17 protein-coding genes are annotated in these 21734 nt (G+C 60.5%); 5 read left to right on the top strand and 12 right to left on the bottom strand.

Translation table 11 applies throughout. From position 1 onward, the window contains the following. Positions 1-137 precede the first annotated feature (137 nt). The 4 genes from ACM6JQ_RS15110 to ACM6JQ_RS15095 all read left to right on the top strand — a co-directional run bounded on the left by ACM6JQ_RS15110 (position 138) and on the right by ACM6JQ_RS15095 (position 7041). Positions 138-2945: a multicopper oxidase domain-containing protein gene (locus tag ACM6JQ_RS15110; RefSeq protein WP_007950081.1), complete on the top strand. Its 2808-nt coding sequence runs from the start codon at positions 138-140 to the stop codon at positions 2943-2945. Further along, a complete protein-coding gene (locus ACM6JQ_RS15105) occupies positions 2942-4045 on the top strand; it encodes an SCO family protein (RefSeq protein WP_414894110.1) in 1104 nt (367 codons plus the stop codon). Before ACM6JQ_RS15110 ends, ACM6JQ_RS15105 begins: the two co-directional genes overlap by 4 nt. A gap of 94 nt (positions 4046-4139) precedes the next feature. Further along, positions 4140-5630, top strand: a complete 1491-nt coding sequence (locus ACM6JQ_RS15100) for a sensor histidine kinase (protein WP_414894109.1) — start codon at positions 4140-4142, stop codon at positions 5628-5630. Then, positions 5599-7041: a sigma-54-dependent transcriptional regulator gene (locus ACM6JQ_RS15095; RefSeq protein ID WP_123374851.1), complete on the top strand. Its 1443-nt coding sequence runs from the start codon at positions 5599-5601 to the stop codon at positions 7039-7041. Before ACM6JQ_RS15100 ends, ACM6JQ_RS15095 begins: the two co-directional genes overlap by 32 nt. Before the next feature lie 146 nt (positions 7042-7187). On the opposite strand, the gene ACM6JQ_RS15090 is transcribed toward ACM6JQ_RS15095, so the two are convergent. Beyond that, complete coding sequence (locus tag ACM6JQ_RS15090) at positions 7188-7535, bottom strand: hypothetical protein (protein ID WP_322846658.1); 348 nt, start codon at positions 7533-7535, stop codon at positions 7188-7190. 258 nt (positions 7536-7793) lie between these two features. Here ACM6JQ_RS15090 and ACM6JQ_RS15085 point away from each other — a divergent pair, with 258 nt between their 5' ends. Then, the gene (locus ACM6JQ_RS15085; protein WP_123374854.1) at positions 7794-8591 is read left to right on the top strand and encodes a class I SAM-dependent methyltransferase; all 798 of its coding nucleotides are present in this window, start codon (positions 7794-7796) and stop codon (positions 8589-8591) included. Positions 8592-8716: 125 nt separating this feature from the next. Here ACM6JQ_RS15085 and ACM6JQ_RS15080 read toward each other — a convergent pair whose 3' ends face one another. The 11 genes from ACM6JQ_RS15080 to ACM6JQ_RS15030 all read right to left on the bottom strand — a co-directional run bounded on the left by ACM6JQ_RS15080 (position 8717) and on the right by ACM6JQ_RS15030 (position 21732). Next, positions 8717-9409, bottom strand: coding sequence for an N-acetyltransferase (locus ACM6JQ_RS15080; protein WP_414894108.1), 693 nt, complete (start codon positions 9407-9409; stop codon positions 8717-8719). Next, a complete protein-coding gene (locus ACM6JQ_RS15075; protein ID WP_414894107.1) occupies positions 9406-10596 on the bottom strand; it encodes a GNAT family N-acetyltransferase in 1191 nt (396 codons plus the stop codon). Before ACM6JQ_RS15075 ends, ACM6JQ_RS15080 begins: the two co-directional genes overlap by 4 nt. 4 nt (positions 10597-10600) lie before the next feature. Further along, complete coding sequence (locus ACM6JQ_RS15070) at positions 10601-11290, bottom strand: GNAT family N-acetyltransferase (protein ID WP_414894106.1); 690 nt, start codon at positions 11288-11290, stop codon at positions 10601-10603. A gap of 68 nt (positions 11291-11358) precedes the next feature. Beyond that, positions 11359-13278, bottom strand: a complete 1920-nt coding sequence (locus ACM6JQ_RS15065) for a hypothetical protein (RefSeq protein WP_414894105.1) — start codon at positions 13276-13278, stop codon at positions 11359-11361. Next, the gene (locus ACM6JQ_RS15060) at positions 13275-14582 is read right to left on the bottom strand and encodes an oligosaccharide flippase family protein (RefSeq protein WP_007919435.1); all 1308 of its coding nucleotides are present in this window, start codon (positions 14580-14582) and stop codon (positions 13275-13277) included. Before ACM6JQ_RS15060 ends, ACM6JQ_RS15065 begins: the two co-directional genes overlap by 4 nt. Further along, positions 14579-15580 carry a polysaccharide deacetylase family protein gene (locus ACM6JQ_RS15055; RefSeq protein ID WP_007919436.1) on the bottom strand — a complete coding sequence of 334 codons (1002 nt, stop codon included), beginning with the start codon at positions 15578-15580 and terminating at the stop codon, positions 14579-14581. The genes ACM6JQ_RS15060 and ACM6JQ_RS15055 overlap by 4 nt, the downstream gene beginning before the upstream one ends. 13 nt (positions 15581-15593) lie before the next feature. After that, a complete protein-coding gene (locus ACM6JQ_RS15050) occupies positions 15594-16730 on the bottom strand; it encodes a glycosyltransferase (protein WP_007919437.1) in 1137 nt (378 codons plus the stop codon). Then, the gene (locus tag ACM6JQ_RS15045; protein ID WP_414894104.1) at positions 16723-17691 is read right to left on the bottom strand and encodes a glycosyltransferase; all 969 of its coding nucleotides are present in this window, start codon (positions 17689-17691) and stop codon (positions 16723-16725) included. The genes ACM6JQ_RS15050 and ACM6JQ_RS15045 overlap by 8 nt, the downstream gene beginning before the upstream one ends. Next, complete coding sequence (locus ACM6JQ_RS15040) at positions 17688-19055, bottom strand: O-antigen ligase family protein (protein WP_414894103.1); 1368 nt, start codon at positions 19053-19055, stop codon at positions 17688-17690. The genes ACM6JQ_RS15045 and ACM6JQ_RS15040 overlap by 4 nt, the downstream gene beginning before the upstream one ends. Then, complete coding sequence (locus ACM6JQ_RS15035; RefSeq protein WP_414894102.1) at positions 19052-20143, bottom strand: glycosyltransferase family 4 protein; 1092 nt, start codon at positions 20141-20143, stop codon at positions 19052-19054. Before ACM6JQ_RS15035 ends, ACM6JQ_RS15040 begins: the two co-directional genes overlap by 4 nt. Further along, positions 20140-21732 carry a GumC family protein gene (locus tag ACM6JQ_RS15030; RefSeq protein WP_007919472.1) on the bottom strand — a complete coding sequence of 531 codons (1593 nt, stop codon included), beginning with the start codon at positions 21730-21732 and terminating at the stop codon, positions 20140-20142. Before ACM6JQ_RS15030 ends, ACM6JQ_RS15035 begins: the two co-directional genes overlap by 4 nt. Positions 21733-21734 lie beyond the last annotated feature (2 nt).

Raw genomic sequence — 21734 nt, 5'->3', positions numbered from 1 at the left:
TCACTGGGTGTCAGGCCCCGGTCACCGGGGAGTGGGGGAACCCACAGACTTTCCAAGTCCCTGTTACAACTAGAAATAATTTCTTGGCGCAGTAGTTGCAAAACACCATCACCCCTTCCTTGATGAGGCGGCTGGTGATGGACAGAGCAACGCGTGACCCAAGCAACACTTTCCTGCTGACGCCTCTGAGCGTCTTTCTGATGTTGACCCTCGGCAGCATGGCCGGCGTTCGCGCCAGTCCCATTGATGACGAGCGACAGCCAGAAGTCTCCGATCCCTCGGCGTACTACGACGAACCGACCGACCGCGCCGGCGCGCTCAATAACATCCTGACCCTGCCCGAGGCCAACGAAGATTCCTTCGACTTGCCCGACGGCGTGAAAGGCAGCCGCGACTCGACCCGCACGGAAAACATTCTGCCGCCGACGGTGCAGACCAGTTTCAACTACCCCACCAACGGCAAGCCGAGCCCGCTCTATGGCGCGCAACCGTTCACCCAGCAGTTGACCCTGTTCGAAGAGTTTGGCCCGGAAAAGCTCGACCCGACCACCCCGGCCGCGCCGTTGCCATTTCCGCCGGCCGCGATCGGCCCGGCACCGGCTCAGGACCCGAACAACGTCGCCCGCAGCGCGCCACCCGGCAGCGCCCTCGACGCGTTCCTGCGTCAACCGGGGCTGACGCCATTCCCCAGCCAGTTCGCCAATGTCGTCGACCGTAACCCGTGGCAGGCGCAGATCGAAGTGTTCCTCAACCGCCACATCGGCTCGTCCGCCGAAGGTCGGCCACCCGGAAAAGGCTGGGCGCACCAGCGCTGGAACGAGTTCTACCCGCAAGTCGCTTACAAAACCGTACAGACCGGCGCGCGCCTCAACGGTGGCCTGCGTGACAGCGTGCAAATGCACCATTACGCGGTGGGCGAATTCGGCCCCGGCGGTCTGTACCACAACGTCGCCGGTGTACCGCTGACCGACGGCACCTCGAAGGGCGTCGACCCGCGTTTCCATCCGGCGATGCCGGCGCAAAACCACAACTCGGTGTGGACCTTCGACGGCACGTTGCCGCCGAAACTGTTGATGGTGCGCTACGGCCAACCGGTGATGATGCGCCACTACAACGGCTTGCCGATCGATCCGTCGGCCAACCGTGGTTTTGGCCTGCACACCATCAGCACCCACGAGCACAACGGCCACGCGCCAGCGGAAAGCGACGGCTATGCCAACGCGTTCTTCTTCCCTGGGCAGTTTTACGACTATCGCTGGCCGATCCAGCTCGCCGGTTACGACAGCATCAACACCAAGGCCGAAGACCCGCGCGCGGCGTTCCCCTGCGCACCGGGCGAAACCCTGTGGGTCAACGACCTCGCACCGGCGAAGAAGACCTGCGACAACGGCACCATCAAGATCCGTGGCGACTGGCGCGAAACCATGAGCACCCACTGGTTCCACGATCACATGCTCGATTTCACCGCGCAGAACGTCTACAAGGGCAACGCGGCGATGATGAACTACTACAGCGCGCTGGATCGCGGCAACGAGTCGGTGAACGACGGCGTCAACCTGCGTCTGCCCAGCGGCAGCGCTTTGCCGTGGGGCAACCGCGACTATGACGTCAATCTGGTGCTCGCCGACAAGGCCTGGGATCAACAAGGCCAGTTGTGGTTCAACCCCTTCAACACCGATGGCTTCATCGGCGATCAGGTGCTGGTCAACTGGCAGTGGAAACCGACCCTTGACGTGCGTGCGCGCAGTTATCGCTTCCGCATTCTCAACGGCTCGGTGTCGCGCTACTTCAAACTGGCCTTGGTGCGGGAAATCAAAGGCAGTGGCGGCGAGTTTCAGGGGCCGAAAAACTCGGGTGTGACGTACAGCCGCGTGCCGTTCCACATGATCGCCAACGACGGCAACATCATGGAACACAGCGTGCCGTTCGACGGTTCGATGGACCTCGACGCCGATGGCGATAAACAGAACCACAACGCGATCCTGCCGACGCAAGGCATCGCCGAGCGCTTCGACATCATCGTCAATTTCTCGAAAAACGGTATCAAGCCCGGTGACAAGCTGTTCTTCCTCAACCTGCAGGCGCAGGACGACGGCAAAGGCCCGAAAGAAATGATTCCGCTGGCTGACGTACTTTCGGAGAAATACCTGCCAGTGATCAAGCAGACCAGCAATGGCCCGCAGTGGGACCGGGGAGATCCGGCGGTGGGCAAGGTCTTGCAGCTCAACGTCAAGGCCTACACCGGTCAGGATCTGGCGATGAACCCAGCGGCGTACGAGCCGGCCAAACCGGGCAAGGCTGAAGGGCTGGTGATGATCCCGCTGAAACTCCATCGCGACAACGCCGCCGATAAAGTCGTGCTGGCCAAGGCCCGCCACCGCACTTTCACCTTCGGCCGCTCCGACGGCACCGATGAGGCGCCGTGGACGGTCAAGACCGATGGCGGCTTCGGCTTCCACATGGACCCGCGTCGCTTGAATGCTTCGACTCAGCTGTCCAGCGGCCCGACCGATGCCGGTGTCACCGGGTTCGGCACCCTCGAAGTGTGGAACATCAAGGCCGGCGGCAAGGGCTGGAGCCATCCGGTGCATGTGCACTTCGAGGAGGGGATCATCCTCAGTCGCGGCGGCAAGGCCCCGCCAGAGTGGGAAAAATGGGCACGCAAAGACGTCTATCGCATCGGCTCCGAAGCCGATGGTCTGGACAGTGTGGAAATGGCGATCAACTTCCGCGAGTTCGCCGGGACCTACATGGAGCACTGCCACAACACTCAGCATGAGGACAACTCGATGCTGCTGCGTTGGGACCTGGAGAAACCCGGGCAACTGCAGTTGATGCCAACCCCACTGCCAAGCTGGGACGGTGTGCGCTACGTCAACTCCGCCGCGCTGCCAACTTTCCGCAGCGGCGACGGTATGGGCCCACAAGTGGTGGTCAAGCCATGAACCGCCGCCACGGTGACAGCCAACCCGTGCATACCCCGCGCTCCCGGGCGCTGGGCATGCACCTGGTGCTGATGCTGGTGGTCTGTGTGCTCGGCAGCCGCGTGCTGCTGGCACATCAGGCCAGTGTCAGCGAGCCGTCAGCGGCCAGTGAATCCGCCACCCCGTGGGGTGGCGACTATTTCCCCAACACCTTGCTGACCGATCAGGACGGTCAGCAGGTGCATTTCTTCGATGACCTGATCAAAGACAAAGTGGTGGTGATCAACTTCATCTTCACTTCGTGCAGCGATTCCTGCCCACTGGAAACCGCGCGCTTGCGCCAGGTGCAGAAACTGCTGGGGGATCGGGTCGGGCAAGACATTTTCTTTTACTCGATCAGCATCGACCCGCTCAGCGACACGCCCGAAGTGCTCAAGGCTTATTCGCAACGCTTCAAGGTCGGCCCCGGCTGGAAGTTTCTCACCGGCGAGTTCGAAGAGGTCACCGACCTGCGCAAAAAACTCGGGTTGTTCATCGAAGGCGTCGACAATGGCCGCAGCAAGGATCACAACCTCAGCCTGATCGTCGGCAACCAGAGTACCGGGCGCTGGATGAAAGCCTCACCGTTCGAAAACCCGTGGATCCTCGCCGATCAACTGGCCAACACCCTGCAGAACTGGAAACAGCCGAGCATCGAGGAAAGTTACGCCAACGCTCCGGACATTCGCCCGCCGAGCAATGGCGAAGAATTGTTCCGCACCCGTTGCGCCTCGTGTCACAGCCTCGGCCCGCAGGATGGCCAGGGCCTTGGCATGCGCAGCATCGGCCCTGACCTGATCGGCGTAACCCGCCACCGCGATCCCGAGTGGTTGAATCGCTGGATCCGCGAACCGGATCGCTTGCTCGCGGAAAAAGACCCGATTGCCCTGCAACTCTACGAACAATTCGAGCGAATCCCGATGCCCAATCTGCGCCTCGATGAGCAATCCGCGCAGTCGATCATCGACTTTCTCAGCGATGAAACAGAGCGTCAGCAACCGTCCACTGCGGCCATGACCGACGGTGCTTTGACGCCAGTAAAACCGGGCGATCCAGCCGCGACGGTGAGTCAGATGCGGTAGCGGCGAAATAGCATCATTGAACCGTGTGTCGCGGTCAGAGCCACCTACACTGATGGCTGTAAGCAGCGCGATATAAAACTCCAGGGCCACTCCCATGCAGCGACTGGAAGCACAAAAAACCTCTGCACCGAACGCATCGGTCGCATGCAAGGGCTGGCGCGAGCAGTTCAATTTGCTGCGCTGGTTCTCGCTCGCGAGTTTTTTCATCATCGCCGCCGTGGCGTTGGGGCTAGGTTATATCTCCACACGCTTCGTGGTCACCGAAAGTGTCGAGCGCGATGCGCTGCTGACCGCGCAATTCGTTGAGGCCATTGGCGCGGCGGAAATGCGTCACGCCAAAATCAATCCGAACCGGACGATGGGCGAAATGCTCGACCCGCGCCAAGACAACCAGTACCCCGATGTTGACCCGGCGTTACAGGCTTCGGCACGCACCGAGTTTCTCGATCACGTCGAACACTTGCCGGATATTTTGCTCGCGACCGTTTATGCGCTGGATCGCACGGTGATCTGGTCGACCAACGCTGAGCTTATCGGTGTGCACATCAAGGATGACGATGAGCTCGATGAATCATTCGAGATGAAAGTGCCGGTGTCTTCCAGCTACCACAAGATCGACGATGAGAAACCCGAGCAACAAATGCTGCGGGAACCGAAATACCTGTTCATCGAGAACTACATCCCGATGTTCAACGCCGACAAAAGCAAAGTCGTCGCCATGGTTGAGGTCTACAAGGAGCCGGCGGATCTGGTTGATCGCATCGACCGTGGTTTCGCCTCGATCTGGGCGGCGACCTGTTTTGGAGGCGCGGCGATATTTCTGGCGTTGTTCTGGATCGTCCGCCGCGCGGCGAAACTGCTGCAGAGCCAGCAGCAACAGTTGATCAGCAACGAAACCTTCGTCGCCCTCGGCGAGATGTCCTCGGCGGTGGCGCACAGCCTGCGCAATCCGCTGGCGACCATTCGCTCCAGCGCCGAACTGGCCCAGGAAGTCGCCAGCCCCGGTGCCCAGCGCAATATTGGCGACATCATCAGCCAGGTCGATCGCATGTCACGCTGGGTGCGCGAGTTGCTGGTGTCGCTGCGGCCGATGAATGACGACGGCGAGGCGGTGGACCTGGTGATGGCGGTCGAAGACACCGTTGGCGCCTTCGAAGCATTGATCAAACGCTGCAACGTCGAAGTGCGCTTCACTGCGCAGAATTGCGCGCCGGTCGTCAGCCAGAAGGTGCTGCTCACGCAAATCCTCAATAGCCTGTTTGCCAACGCTCTGGAAGCCATGCCCAAGGGCGGTGTGCTCAGTGTCGAATTCGAATCGCCGCAGCCCGACAGCGTGCGCCTGACCGTGAGTGACACCGGCAAGGGCATGAGCGCGCAGCAGCAACTGTTGGTGTTCAAGCCGTTTTTCACCACTAAACAGGGCGGCCTCGGGGTTGGCCTGGCGTTGGTCAAAAGAATCATGGAGCGTTTTCAGGGCTCGGTCGTTTTGACCAGCAAAGAGCAGGAGGGAACCCGCGTCAGTCTCAACTTCAAAGTGGCATCGGGAGGGGAATATGGAACACAGCATTCTGCTGGTCGAGGATGACGAACTGTTGGCCGAAAATATTCAGACCTACCTGGAGCGCAAAGACTTCGAGGTGACGGTCTGCCATTCGGCCGAAGACGCGTTAGGGCAACTGGAAACCTTCATGCCCGACATTGTGCTGACCGACAACTCGCTGCCGGGCATGAGTGGTCACGACCTGATCCAGAAGCTGCGCATCAGCGCGCCGGATCTGAAAGTGATCATGATGACCGGTTACGGCAACGTTGAAGATGCCGTGGTGGCGATGAAGGAGGGCGCCTTTCATTACGTCACCAAACCGGTCGCGCTGACGGAGCTCAAACTGCTGCTCGACAAGGCCCTGGCCACCGAAAGGATGGAGCGCACGCTGTCGTTCTATCAGGAACGTGAAGCGCAGAAATCCGGGGTGCAGGCGCTGATCGGCGACTCGGCGCCGATGCAGTATTTGAAGAACACTATCGGCCAGTTGCTCGATGCCGAGCGACGCATGGCCAACACCGATCTGCCCCCGGTTTTGGTGGAAGGCGAGACCGGCACCGGCAAAGAGTTGGTGGCCCGGGCGTTGCACTTCGACGGCCCGCGCAGCAAAGGTCCGTTCATTGAATTCAACTGTGCGTCGATCCCGTCGAATCTGGTCGAGTCGGAGCTGTTCGGGCATGAGAAGGGTGCGTTCACCGATGCCAAGGATCGCCGGGTCGGACTGGTGGAGGCGGCGGATGGCGGCACGCTGTTTCTCGATGAGATTGGCGAGATGGATCTGCTGTTGCAGGCAAAGATTCTGAAGTTGCTGGAGGACCGCACCATTCGCCGGGTTGGCTCGGTGAAGGAGCGCAAGGTCAACCTGCGGGTGATCAGCGCGACCAACTGCAACCTGGAGCAAATGGTGCAGCAGGGCAAATTCCGCCGCGATCTGTTTTTCCGCTTGCGGATCATTTCGATCAAGGTGCCGCGCCTGTACGCGCGGGGCGACGATATTCTGCTACTGGCCCGGCACTTCCTTGCCAGTCATGGCAAACGATACGGCAAACCGAATCTGCATTTCAGTCAGCAGGCGGAGGAGTTGCTGCTCAGTTACACCTGGCCGGGCAATGTGCGCGAGTTGCGCAATATGCTCGAACAGACCGTGCTGCTGGCGCCGAGTGACACGATTGCCGCGCATCAACTGAATGTGTGCATGAGTCTGTGCGACGAGCTGCCGCCGCAGCATCAGCATCAACATTACGAGGCTGCGCCGCACTATGAACCGCGTCCGGCGAGCAATATGGAGTCGATGAACCTGCCGGAAGTCGAACGCGACATGGTGCGCAAGATGCTCGACAAGACCGACTGGAACGTCACCAAGTCCGCGCGCCTGCTGGGCCTGAGCCGCGACATGCTGCGCTACCGCATCGAAAAACTCGGCCTCGCCCGGCCGGATAAACGGCAGTGGTAACCCCACCGCAAATCCCCTGTAGGAGTGAGCCTGCTCGCGATAGTGGTGAGTCAGCCAATAAACAGGTCGACTGACACACCGTAATCGCGAGCAGGCTCACTCCTACAGGGGATCGAGGGTGCAGCAGATGTTGTGGGCAACCCGGATCAATGCTGCTGCCGACTCAAACACTCCAGCACACAACCCGGATCCAGCACCTCGTCATTCACATAAATCCCACGCTCGGCATCGTAGGTGCGGATAAACACCCGCACCGTCGCATCCGCCACCGTCGGCAGTTGTGAATCGTAGAATTCATGGTCACCCGGAAGTACCACAAAATCCTGCGGCGCCGTATCGTCGTAAGGCTTGGGCGGCGTGGAACCCAGCGAATACGGAGCAGGGTGGGCGAAGGGCTGGTTGGGCCCGTAATAATTGAAATTGCTGTCCAGCGCTTGCGCCTGAGTGGCAGCGAGCAGACAGCCGGTCAACAACAGCCGATCGAGCATTAGCATGGCGGCACCTGCGAGTGCGGTATTCCCCAAGGCTATTAACTATAGCTGCCCACGCCCCCAACGCTCGATCCACATCGGATCCCTGTAGGAGCTGCCGCAGGCTGCGATCTTTTGATCTTGACCTTTAAAAACAAGATCAAAAGATCGCAGCCTGCGGCAACTCCTACACGAATTGGCTTACAAGTTTGCAACAACCGCAATTGAAGAGCTGATCTAGACTCGGATCCGCTCAATCACGAGCATCGTCCGGAGTGCGCCATGGAAGTGCCCAACAATAAAACCGCCATCGAGAGCAATCGACAGGCGTGGAACGATTCCGCTCGCCATCACCAGGATTCGCCTGGCTGGCAGGCTTTGCTCGGCGAGGTTGCGCAGGCGGATTTCTCTTGCCTTGATGAGACCTTGAGCGGGTTGCTGGAGGTTGACGGCAAAGAGGTGATTCAACTGGGCTGCAACAACGGCCGTGAGAGTCTCTCGCTGTTTGCGCTGGGTGCCAGAAGCGTGGTCGGTGTCGATCAATCGGCGGCGTTTCTTGAACAGGCCCGCGAGCTGAACAAGCGTTCACCGCACAACGCCGAGTTCATCGAAAGCGATATCCATCATCTGCCGACGTCGTTGCAGAACCGCTTCGATGTGGCGTTGATCACCATTGGTGTTTTGAACTGGATGCCGGACATCGGCGAGTTCTTCCGCCATGTCGCTTCAACGCTGAAACCGGGTGGCCAACTGGTGATCTATGAAACCCATCCGTTTCTGGAAATGGTCGATCCGGAGGCGGAAGATCCGTATCGCCTCGCCAGTTCGTACTTTCGCGCCGAGCCGTTTGTCCAGGAAGAGCCAATTGTCTATGGCGGCAAGGTTGAGCAGCAGTCGGCGAAGTCGTATTGGTTTGTGCATAACCTTGGCGCCATCTTCAGCGCTGCCATTGCGGCGGGGCTGAATATTGCGCACTTCAAGGAGTATGCGCATTCGAACCGGGAAGAGGTTTATGACCGGTATTTGAATCAAGAGGCGCAGATGCCGATGTGCTTTACCCTCGTCGCCACCAAGGCGTGATTGATCGGTGCGGCAACCGGCCTCATCGCGAGCAGGCTCACTCCTACATTTGAAATGCATACCCCTGTAGGAGTGAGCCTGCTCGCGATGGCGGCATCAAAGCCGCCACAAATATCCAGACTGAATCAAGCCTGCGCCGCCGCCGTCACTACCGGTCTTTCCGGCTTGCGCAGCGCCTCCAGTCTCGAGTTGCTGTAGTTCGATTCGCGGAAGAAACGCCAGTGCCCGAACAGGTCGTAAACATGCGTGATATGCCCTTGTTCCTGATAGCCCAAGCGAATATGCATCTTCAGAGCCTGTACATTGGCGTTGTCGCAGATATCCACGACTTTTTTAAAGCCTCGGGCAGACATGACTTGCCAGAGTGCGGTCTGTGCATCGACGGTCAAGCTACTGCCGAAATACTGCCGGGTAATTTCGGCACCGAACTGGAAGTATTCACCGGGCTTGACCGGGAACGTGCAGCGGTAGAAGTGGCGGTCGTAATAGTCGCGAGTACTGGCCCAGACGAACCCGACGGTGTGATCGTCCTGATCCAGATACATGTGCCCCGTATGCCCTTCAGCGGCCAATTCGGCCATGGTCTCCACACGGTCACCAAAGTACTTGCCGAATGCCTTGGCGTTGTCCTCGGTGATGTCGACTCTGCGCAAACCTTCGCAGGGGCGCAGTTTGTTCGGGGCAATCGGCGTGACCAGGTCGCGCTCCATCCACAGCAGTTCACGATGAGCGAACACGTAACGTTTCCACAGCGCGCCAAGGGTGCGGCGCAGGCCTTTTTGTTTGATGCGCAGAAGCAGATTTTCGATGACGCTCATGATGCCCTCCGAGGCGCTAGCCCAGGTGTGTTGGATGGTGTTGCCGGTTGAATTTCGGATGTGTTCGCCGCCGTCGAGTTGCCGGCACGCTGTGCGCGCCATTTTTGCAGGGCCGGTTTGACGTGGTGCCAAAGGCGTAGCCCCAGGCCCAGTAGCAGACCGCTCGGGCGCCACGAGTAGAAACTCCAGCGCCAGTGTTCCAGTTGCCCGGTCATGCGTTCGTGCAGTTGATGGCTGGAGTTTTCCAGGCTGACCCGCGACGCATCGATCCAGCGCCAGTGCTCTTCCAGCCCCCAACGAATCCATTCCTCCAGCAACACCCGCCCGCTACCGAGGTCGGCGTACTGCGGCAAAAACGCCAGGTTGTAATCGTAGAGCCGGCCCTGTTCGAGCAGGCCGAGGCGATAGCTGATGCAGCGGCCGTTCAGCTCCAGCGTCACGACCCGCACCAGGTCTTGAGCGGCGAGGGCGGTGAAAGCGCTTTGCATCCACTGACGACTGCGTTCGGTGGCGAAAATCCCGACGCCCTCGTCACCTTTCCAACTGACCGCCTCGACTTCCTGCAGCGCTTCTAAAATCGTAGGCATCGACAGCGTATCGGGAGTGATTCGCCGCACTTGCGCACCGCATGCGGCAATCCGTTTGCGCGCCCGACGCAGCTTGTAGCGCGGGTCGCCGGAGATCTCCTGATGATCGGCGTCGCTGATCAGATGCACCGGCACCCGGCAACTCAGGCGTCGTTCAGCCGTGGAACTGCGCGCCATCCATTCGGTGAGCGCACTTTCTTCACCGGCAGGTTCCGACAGTTCGTTGAGTTGCAGCAGCGCATGGGGCAGATGTTTACGGATCAGCACCAGTGCCTTGTGCATGTCTTCGCTGCCGAGCAACGACAGCAAGGCCAGGCGATCGGCCATTGGATAACCCAAGTGATGCAAAACGCGAAACGGTACGCCAGCGAAGCGTTCGCGGCTGGCCACCAGTGGCAGGCACAGCAGCAATTGCTCGGCTTCCCAGCCGAGCAGAATGTGCAGGCGCTGATCCTCGTCCAGGGCCTGCTCTGCCGCGCACAACCAGCCAAGATTGTTGAACGGCGTGTGGTCAGCTACGCGCAGGCGCAGTGCTTCGTAGGCTGTTGCCGGGAAGTCGGCAGCGCACAGCGATGTGCGCCATTCGAATCGCATCACCATAGGTTCAGGCCGCCGTTGCTGTGACAGGTGGACGGGAAGTTTTACCCAGCGCCGCCAGACGCGAGCCGCTGTAGCGGGTTTCGCGATAGAAGCGCCAGCGGCCGAACAGCGTGTAGATATTCATGATCCGCTGTTGTTCGGTATAGCCCATGCGCAGGTGCAGCTTGAGCGCCGGGACGTTGCTCGAGTCACAGACATCGACCACTTTGCGGCAGCCTTGGGCGGCCATGGCTTTCCACAGACGCAGTTGCAGATCTACCGACAATTCGGTGCCCCAGTAGGCACGGGTCAGTTCGCCGCCGAATTCGAAAAACTCGCCGGGTTTAACCGGAAACCGGCAGCGGTAGTAATGCCGATCGAAATAGTCGCGCGGCGTGCCCCAGATAAACGCCACGGCATCGCCTTTGTCGTCGACATGCATATGCCCGGTGTGACCGTCACTGGCCAGATCGGCCATGACACCGACGCGGTTGCCGAAGTAGCGGGCAAAGGCGCTGACGTTGTTTACGGTGATCTTCAGCATGCGCAGCGGCGGGTAGGGTTTGAGATTGTGCGGCGGCACGGGGCTGACCAGATCGCGCTCCATCCACAGCAGTTCCTGATGGGCAAAAATGTACATTCTGCGGATCTTCGCCAAGGTCGCTCGCAGGCCTTTACGACGGATATGTCCGCTGAGTTTTTGCAAAACATCCATGGTCTCTTCTCCTGTTGAGAGTCCCACGCACAGCAAGAAGCTCGCGGGGCAGAACATCGAAGGGCGGTTCATGAAGCGCTCCAGTTCAGGGCAAACAGGGTTTGCCCCGGCAATTCAAAACGCACGCGCCCGTTTTCACAGGAAAACGATGCGTCGCGGCTACGATTGTCAGCGCCGAAGAAACGCAGGGCGCTTTGGTTCAGCGGGCACCGGGCACCGCTCAGATCAACCCGTTGCAGGCGCGTGCCTTTGTTCACCCCGAGCAGGGCGCGCTGCTTGTCGCCGGCCATCGCCAGGACATCCACCTCAAAAGCGTCGTTATCCAGTTGCAGCACTTGCGGCAGCCAATGCCGGGCGATGAATTGTTGGGCAAGGCCCACCGGTTTCAGCTCGAAGCGACCATCGTCATGTATGCGCACCATGCCTTTGCCGTAGGGCGGTTCGTCGGCGGCCTGAAACCAGTTGAGCATGCTCAGCAGGCCATCCTGAGAGGCGTTGATGACCACCGAGGCCCACCACAGCGCGGTGTAATGGGTTTCCTGATCGTAGGGGCTCAGGGCTGAGCCACTGGACAGATTGGTCTGATCCAGCAGCAACGCTTTGCGTGGCTGACCTTTAGCGTCCAGCCCCACCAGGTCTGCTGCGCGGCGTACGCTGTCGCGGTAGACCCGGGTCGCCAGCAAGTCGCGAATCATCCATTCATGCCAGGCCAATGCATCGACTTGATCGGCGGATTCACTGAGTAGACGCCGCGCCCAATCGATGCCGCGCTTGTCTGCTGCGTTTTCGGTGAACGGCCCGTTGACCAGCCGCGAGCTGGCCGGCATTGCGATGCGCACGCCGGCCTTGGCGTTGGTTGGGTCGCTGCGCACCTGGCGGGCCATGCTGACAAAAATCGCCCGATAATCTTCGTAGCTCGAATAGTTCAGATTCGGTTCGTCGGCGAAGCCGATGTAATGCGTGCCCTGACCCTCCAGGGCACGAGTGCCGGCGAGCCATGCCTCAAGGCCGTTGTTGCTTTGCACATCGGCGCGCAGATTGGCCTGACGCCCGGTGCCAGCGAGCAGGGTGATGTCCTGGCGGATGGCGAAGCGAGTCTGATAGAGCTGACGAACCGGGTCTGCGAAACGGGTATTTTTCGAAGTGACGTCAACGTAGCTGTAATAACTCGCCGCACTCGGTTTCAAGGCATCCAGTGCGGCATGACTGGCCGCGGGCGGCATGAGATTGGGCAGGGCAATGCCCAGATCGGGGGTGCGACCGAGCACCTTATCGTGCAGGGTCAGGCGTACCTGGCCCGGCTCTTCACGCAAGGGTTGGAGCTGCTGCGGATTTTGCGCAAACAGATTGGCCGTGCCGTCGAGCCAGAAGGCCGCTTTGCCGCTGCCCTGCAGGCGCAAGCGCCAGACCTGGGGCTGGTCGCTGACCGGTAAGGCCACTTGATCGAATTGCCAATAGGCGCGGTAGGGCTTGAGGGCCAACGACAGTTGTTGTCCATCATCCATGCGCTGGGCTTGCAGCGCGTTGACTCCGCCATGGTATTTGCCGTTCAGCACCGCGTGTTCTCCCGGTGCCACTTGGAAAAACAGCTCATCGCCATTGCCGGTTTCGACACTGAAATGCACTTTGGCCGGACTGAACAGCGCTACTGTTTTATCGTCATGCTCGACGCGATAACTGCGGAAGCTGTAGCCGGGAATCTCCAGGCGATAACTGGCAGCGCCGGGCAGCAACGGCCAGCTCTGCGAACCGCGAGTTTCGCTGGCTTTGATCAGCCGTTCGCCCTGCAGCTTGCCCTGACCGTCGAGTAGATAAATATGCTCTTCATTGGCCTCGGCCTGCCATGCCGGCACCCATCGCACTGTTACGGTGTCCGGGCGATCCGCTTGCAGGTACAGACTGCCGTCGCGCAGGTCACCCCACTGCATCGGCGCCGCGAAACCGTTCAGCGTCAGGCCGAGTCCTAACAGCAGGGCCAGGCGTTTCATGCTGTCTTCCGACGTTGCAGCATCAACCACATCGGGGTGATGTCGCTGGGCAGGATGATCAAGGTTTGCCAGAACGGCACGTTGCTCAAGCGGCAATAAAGCACCAGCATCGCCACCGTCACCGCCAGATAGGCGATTGATGAAGCCGCCGCTGCACCGACAATGCCGAAGGCAGGAATCAACAGCAGATTCAGCGCCAGGTTGAGCAGAGCGCCGATGCCCATCAGCAACGACACCGTGCCCGGGCGATCCTTGCCAATCAGATCCAGGCGCAGAATGCTCGCATAGCACAGGCCCAGCAGGCCGGGCAGTAACGCGAGCAGCGCCGGATACGCCGGTTGATACGCCGCACCGAACAGCGTGACGATCAACCATTCGCCGATCACTGCCATGGTCAGGCAGGCGCCGAGCATCACCGTGGCGGTCAGGCGTAGGGCCAGCGGCGTGACCTTGTCCATGCCTTTGTCCTGTTGCAGCAGTCGCTTCATCAGCGGTGTGGTGACTGCCTCCGGAACGATCAGCAACAGTTCGGCGGCGGCACTGGCCATGGCGTAGTGGCCGAGCGCGGTACTGCCCAGCAGGGCGCCGATAAACAAGTAGTCTGAGCGCAGAATGATCTGTTGAAACAGCAGATCCGGATGGCTGCGCGCACTGAAGCGCAGCAACTCGTTCTGGCTCGCACGGTCCCATTGCAGTTGCAGCGGCTGTGCGCGTTTGAGCCACATCCAGCCGACCAGCACCACCAGGCTGATGCCGGCCAGCCAACTGATCAGCGCGGCTTCGAGTGCGGCCTCTTTCCACATCCAGAACAGCGCAACAAACAACAGCAGCGGCGCGAGGGATTCGATCAGACGCAGAACATTGAAGGCGACCACGCCGCCCGACGCGTTGTGCAAGGTCAGCAAGCCGCTTTTAAGGACGGTCAACGGCACCGCAAGCAGCAACAGCCACGCCAGCAGACCGAGCTGCATCGTCACATCGAGTTCGCTGCCGAACTCACGGGCCAGCGCGACCACCAGCAAGGTCAGCAGCCCGGCCAGAACACAGCCGAACACCAACACCTGAGCGAGCAACAAGCCCATTGGCCGCTGATTGGCCGCTTGATAACCGACTGCCGAATTCAAGCCGCCGCTGGTCGCCGCGCTGATCAGATCCGGCAGGGTGCTGAGCAGGGCGAACAAACCGCGTTCACTCGGGCCGAGAATCCGCGCCAGCAACACATTGCGCAGCAGGCGCAAGGCAATCATTGCCAGTTTGGTGCCCATGCTCAGGGCCAGATGCTTGAGGTAGCTACCGCGACTCATGACCTTGCCCCGCGATAAATGCGCCACGACAACAACGCCGGATTGCAGGCGATGCGCTGACTGACGCCGAAGCGCGGCAGGTTCAGCGGGTCGCCTTCGCCGCGATAAATGCCGGTGCCGGTGCCGAGGGCGAATGGGTAGTCGTGATTGGCGATCTGCTCGCGCACGCGTTCATCGTTGTCGCCGTTGGGGTAGCAATACACCGGCAGCGGGCGGTTGCAGCTGTTGTACAAGGCATCGCGGCTGCGGCTGATTTCTTCGTTCAGGCGCTGATCATCAAGGCCGGTGAGGATGGCGTGGCTGGCACCGTGCGGGCCAAAGCGCACCAGACCGGAAGCCTCCAGCGCGCGCACTTGATGCCAGTCCAGCGCTTGCGGCTGTGATTCGGCTGGGCACTCATCGGTGAGTTTTTCCAGTTCCTGCGGGTCAAGCGTCTTCAACCCTTGGAGGAAATGCAGCAGCGCCAGGCTGCGGCGGTCGACATCGATGTCATCGAGCAGTACCGGCAATGGGTGATGCATGAACTGCAGGCACTCGATCAAGTGCATCCGCGCTTTTTCACCGTGGCTGCCCCACAGGGTTTCGCCAAGGCTTTCCCACCAGAAACGCTGACGGCTGCCGATGAAATCGGTGGAGAGGAAAATGCTCGCCGGTACCTGATGTTTCTGCAGCAGCGGGAAGGCGTTGACGGCGTTGTCGCGCCAGCCGTCATCAAAGGTCAGCGCCACCCGTGGGCGCTCGCTGCGCAGCGAATTGGGCTGGAGGATTTCCATCAGCGGCACGCAATCGAAATGCCGACGCAGCCACAGCAGTAAATGCTCGAAGGCCTTGGGCCCGACGCACAATTCATTGCGGTGCGGCAGGTTGGCGGCACGGTCGTTGGCCAGCACCCGATGCAGCATCAAAATGACCCCGGCACCGTGCAACTGGTTGCGCCCCACTGACGAGTTGAGATAGAGCCAGCCGCTGGTGCGTTTTAGCAGTTGTTTGATCGCCATGGCATGAGTCCTCTCAACGATTCTGGTCAGGATTCCACTGTGCGTAACGTTGCCCGCGCAGGAACTGCCACAGACCGACGCTCATGCCGGCCAGCGTCACGAGAAGGAACGCCGCGAGGCGGAACGGCTTCGGTAAACGGTGTTGCGAATCCAGCAGGCCGGCGATGGCAACCGCGTAGCCGAGCAATTGCGCAATCAGGCTCAGGCGATAGAAACCGTGCTCGTTCCACAGCCAGAAATTGCTCAGCAGCAGCGGCAGCAAGAGAATCGGCGCGAGACGGCGGATCAGTTTGTGGCTGATCAAGGCAATGGAATAAAGGCCGTACTTGAACGGGTTCAGCAGTGCGCTGCGTTGCGCCAGGCTTTGCAGGCCACCAACCGTGACCCGCTGGCGGCGGCGCCATTGCTTGCCCGCTTCATCAACGCCCTGGTCGATCACTTGCGCCTGGGGTACGTAAACGATGCGTTTGTGCGCCACCGGCGCGCAGGTACTGATGAAGAAGTCGTCGTTGACCTCGGCCGGTACGTTCTGGAACAGCTCGCGGCGCAAGGCGAGCAGGGCGCCGTCGGCGGAGACCATGCAGCCGGTGCGATTCTCGACCCGGCGCAACCAGCCTTCGTAATGCCGATAGAGGCTGTCACCAATACTCAGGCCACCACCGGTGACCGGGATCACCATGTGCCCGGCGCAGGCACCGACCTGCGGATCGCTCAACGGCGCGAGCAAATGGCCGAGGGTGTCGCGCGACCATTGGTTGTCGGCGTCGGTGAACACCAGAATGTCGCCGCTGCTCACAGCGACGCCGGCATTCAGTGTGGCGGCTTTGCCCTGGCGCGGCAGGTCGAGGACGGTGATGCGCGGATCGATCACTTTGTGCGCGCAGGCCACGGTGTCATCGCTCGAGCCGTCGCTGGCGAGAATGATCTGCAGCGCTGCGGGCTGATAATCCTGGGCCAGCAGGGTGCGCAACTTGTGCTCGATGTGTCGCGCCTCGTTGTGCGCGGCGATGACGATGCTGACGTTCAGCGGCGGTGCCGGCGCGTGCCGCCAGGCCGGGAACAGCGGCGCCAGCAAGGTCAGCAGCAGCGGATAGCCGATGTAGGCGTACGCCGGCAGCACAAGGCACAGGCAAAAAATGAATTCAGCCACGGGCGGGCCTCCTGGCGTTCCAATGACACAGACTGAGAATAAGTGCCGCGCTGGGCAGATGCAGGCGTAACCAGTGCAGACCCCACAGTTGCAAGGTGAGGCGAGCATTGTGGTGCTTGATGCTCTGCCGCACGCTGAGCATCAGACTCGGCAGCAGGGTCAGCACCAGCAGGATCATCGCGAGCTGCGCGAGGCCGGCGAGCAAGGCAACGATCAATAGAAAATCCGTCATCCAGACCAGCAACGACAGCAGCGGAAAACGCAGCAGGCGCAGGCTCATGCCATGGGTGCGCAGCAACTGCAGATGGCTGCCCTGGCGCCACAGCTCCTTGCCCATCCACTCGCGCCAGTTCATTTCGTAGCCCCAATGCAGGGCGATGCTGTTACTGGTCGACAGCAGCCGAGCGCCCTGTGTGCTCAGACGCAAGGTGTATTCCTTGTCTTCGCCGGTGCGCAGGGTTTCGTTGAATCCGCCGACGACGTCAAACCAGCGTTTGCGCATCAACAGGTTGGCGCTGGGCAGCCAGTCCACGGTGCGACTGGCGTGCGCTGATGGACGCAACATGCGCCGTTGCCAGGCGGTCGCGTACCACGGCGCGGCGGCGGGGGTGTGCAGATCCAGGCCAAAGATGTCGCCCTGATTCTGCGCTTCGAGAGCGAACAATTCGTTCAGCCAGTCTTCGGGCATTTCGATATCGGCATCAATGAACGCCAGCCATTCACCGCTGGCAACCGTTGCGCCACGATTGCGCAAGGCGCCGATCAGCAGGCCGGGGAGCACCAGCACCTGTGCGCCGAAGGCGCGAGCGATCTGTGGCCCGTCATCAGTGGAACCGTTGTCGACGACGATCAGTTCACAGTCGATGTCGGCGGCGTTCGCGGCTTTGCGGGCGGCCAGGAGGGTGCGGCCGATGTGCCGTGCCTCGTTGTACATCGGAATGACGATGCTGATCCGGCTCATGCTCTGGCCTCCGTCAGCGGTGCTTGCTCGGCTTTCAGGCGCAGTACCCAGGTCAGTGCAAGCATGATCCACAGGTACTTCAGGTTCGGCGCGCTGAGAAACATCAGAAACAACGTCAACGACAGGAAACTCATTCCAAGATGGGTCATCAGGTCCGCTTGCTGCCACTCGCGCCGTTGCAGCCATTCGCGTCGTGCGCGGATCAGGTTGTAGAAACCCTGCACGAGCAAGCCGACAAACAGCAGGCCGGCGGGAATCCCCAATTCGCTGAAGATCTCCAGATAAGTGTTATGCGCCCGGCGATAGAGATCGCCGATCTTGCGGTTGGCCGAGAATGCCTTGGCATAACCGGTGGTCGCATAGTGCAACGGGAAGGTTCCGGGGCCCGAGCCGAGCAGCGGATGCTCGCGGATGATCTGGCTGCCGACGACAATGTACGAGGCGCGACGGCCGAGGGATTCATCCTGAGCCTTGGCCCCGGCGCTCAAGATACTCAGCGACTGGATGCGCGCCAGATAACCGGCAGGCATCGCATAAATCGCCAATGGCAGCACGATGGCGGCGCCGAGCATGGCGAATCCGAAGTGCCGCGGACGGATACGGTTGAGGTGCTGGCGGTAATGCCAGACCCCGATCGCCAGACTCAAGGCCAGTACCACCAGGCCTGAGCGCGACTCGGTTTTGGTCATGCCGCCCAGCAGCAACAGGCAGCAGCCCGCCCAGAACAATCGTTGCAGCAGGTTCGGGCTGCGAATCACCAGCAGCAGGCCCAGCGGCACGGCGAAGGCAATCAGCAGCGCAAAGGCATTCGGGTCATCGAGCAGGCCGGCGGCGCGGCCCTTGTCCTGGAATCGGCTGGAAAACATCGCCATCGCGCAGGTGGCGCTGACGCTGAGCGTGACCAGCCGGGCGAACAGATCGAGGTTCAGCTCGCGGCCGATCAACAAAGTGATCACGAACAGAATCAGGCCCACGCTCAGTTCACGCAGATGACTCTGTGACATGCCCATGTTGTCGGTGGCGATCAGGCTCAACAGGTACAGCGTCATGAAACCGATCAGGTAGCGCCACAGATTGCTGCGCAGGCGCTGCGATGGAATCTGGTGCAATGCCAGTTGCAACGCCAGGATCAGCGCCAGCGAAGCACCGAGGAATTTGCTCCCGGAAAACGCGCTGTCCTTGAAGAACCCTTCAAATGGCACCAGCGCGGCAATACCCAGCAGGCCCCAGGCCGGTTTGCGGTACAGCACCGTGAAACCCAGCAGCCCCAGCACTGCCCCCGGCGCCAGATACGGATAAGGACTGACCAGCAAAGCCATGCAGACCAGTGCCAGCAGGCTGACGATCGAGAGCGGGAAAATCATGCGCGTGCCTCCCGTGCCGTGTGGATATACAGCTGCGACCAGTGTTCAGCCAAAGCCTTGAGGTCGTAGCGTTCCTGTTGTGTGCGTCTGGCGTTGTCGCGTAGTTGTGCGGCCAGCTTCGGTTCGGCCAGCAACGTGTCGAGCTGACGGGCGAGGGCGGCGGTATCGGTCGGTGCGGCGAGCAGGCCGTTGTGGCTGTCCTGCAAGACATCGGGAATGCCACCGACCGCGAACGCCACCACCGCCACACCGGCCTGCATCGCTTCGAGCAGAATCATCGGCGTACCCTCGGTGCGCGAGCTGATCACCAGCGCATCGAGTTGCTGCCACCAGCCTTGCATCGCCGTCTGATAGCCCGGCAAGCGAATCCGCTGTGGTAAACCGGCAGCGTCGATACGCGCCTGCAAGGCCTCACGTTCCGGACCGTCACCGAGCATCACGGCGTCCAGTTGCGGATGCTGGTGACACAACGCAATCAGCGCATCGAGAAACAGATCCGGGCCTTTTTCGCTGCTCAACCGACCGACGTAACCGACCAGCCAGCGTTGTCGTTCCAGCGCCGGCGGCAGTGCTGGCGCCGCTGGCAAACCGTTGGCAATCACCTGCAACTTCTCTGCACGGACGCCGGCCTCACGGTGCAGCGCAGCGATGCTTTGCGCTACACAGATCACCCGCTTCACCGAGGCCGTGCGGCACAATTGCAGGCTTAGCCAGGTGTAGAACTTCTGCTTGCGACTGCGCGGGGTGAAACCGTGCTGGGTGATGACCAGCGGCAGGCGCAATAGCGTTGCGCCGACCCAGCCAAACAGTTGTCCTTTGAAGTTGTGCGTGTTGAGCAACGGCTTGTCACTACGGCGCTGATGCAAGTGCCGCAGTAGTCCGCCGAGCCCGGCACAGCCGCGGGCGTCCACCCCGGCCTGACGAAAGCGCTCGATCAGCTCGGCTGGCGCGTCGAGGAACAGCACCTGATGCTGCCCCGGCGTCGCCAGGCAATGATCCAGCAACATCCGCTCGGCTCCGTAGAAGCCGCCGCTGCTGAGCAAATGAATGATCGGCAGGGCGACGCACGGGGTGGACGCCGCGTTCAATTGCGCACCCAGTGAACCAGGCTGGGCATGGTCCAGTTCTTGTGCGGATTGCCAGGCTGCGACGTTTCTTCATTGATTACCAACAGCACCGGCAGGCCCAGTTCATGACTGATTTGCGCCGGATGTTTGAAGCGGTGATCGAAGAACTCACGCACATAGACGAAGGCAATGGCCAGCAGCAGACCGGTGAGCAAACCAAACGGAATGATCAGCATCGGCTTGGGAAACGCCGCCTCGGTCGGTTCATACGGCGGACTCAAGACACGGGCGTTGGACAAGTCGTTGTCCAGCGCGCGGGTCGTGCTGCTTTCGGCAAAGCGTTGCGCATAGGTTGAAAACGCTGCGTGCAATGCGCCGATCTCGGTGTCCATCTGGCGCAGCTTGCTTTGGGTTTGCTGCAATTGATGGATGCGATTCTTGAATTCGGCAATGCGCGCAGTTTTCTGCTCGATGACCTGGCTGACTACCGACAGGTCGATCGTGCGTTCCTGGATGCGGTTGTTGACCACTTTGAGGAACTGCTGGCGGGTGCGGGCAATTTGCTCGCGGGTCAGCAACATCGGTTCGCTACTGGGTTGAAATACCGCGAGGTCATTCATATAGCGGCTGACCTGAGTGGTCAGTGCCTCGCCCATCTGCCGGATCTCACGGTCTTCGAACGCGATGTTGTCCACCGTAGTGGTAAAGGTGAACGGGAAGGTGTAGTCGTTGAGCTTGTTGGTGTTGGCGGCGGCCAGGCTGGTTTTCAGGTAATCGAGCCAGCGCTGGCTTTGCAGCAAGCGATCGCGATACAGGTTGAGTGCCTGCTCTTCAGTGTTGATCGCGTTGAGGCGAAAGGTGATTTCCTCTTTCGGATCGGACGAACCGACACTTTCCAGCAGGCTCAGCCGTGCGCCTTCCAGACCATCGAGCCGCACCTGATATTGATGCTTCTTGGTCTCGTAGAACGAGTGCGGCAGCTCGATCGATTGCAGCGCCTGACGATCGACCAGATAGTTGCGCAGCAACGTGGCAACGAACGTTGTGCCCTGGGCAGGATCAGGGAAGCTGTAGACGATTGAGATCACATTGGAACCCGGCAGGGTTTCGATCTTCAGATTGTCGATGGCTTCCTGGGTCAAGCCATCCAGTGCCGTGTCGCGCACCGGATCGGTTTCCATGCCCAGTGCATCACGCAGCGGATTGATCACGTATTCGCGCAGCGGCGTGCTGACGTAATTCTTGAACGGTTCGCCGAGCAGCTTGCTGAGCATCCCCGGCGGCGGGTTGTACTGACCCTGATCGCGCAGTTCGCTGATGGTCTGACGGATCAGCGCCGGCGAACGGAGGATATTGCTTTCGGTTTCCATATCCGCCAGCGATGGCGGAATGAAGGTGGCGTTGTCCTGGGTCAGCGAGGTGGTCGCATCGCCCTGAGACAGTTTTTTCGACTGCACGATCACCTGTGCGGTGATATCGAAGCTCTGTTTGAGCAACAGCGGCAGCAACAGCGCGATCACTGCAAAGATCAGGAAGATGCGCTTCACCAGTTGCTTGTTGGCGAAGAAAATCCTGAAGAACTCGTGCAGGTAATTTTCTTTTGGGTTCATGT

This window comes from Pseudomonas sp. IT-232MI5 (assembly GCF_949767845.1).
In the GTDB taxonomy this organism is placed as follows: Bacteria; Pseudomonadota; Gammaproteobacteria; order Pseudomonadales; family Pseudomonadaceae; genus Aquipseudomonas.
The sequence above is the reverse complement of the archived record's forward strand: the minus strand, read 5'-3'. Positions and strand labels throughout refer to the sequence as shown.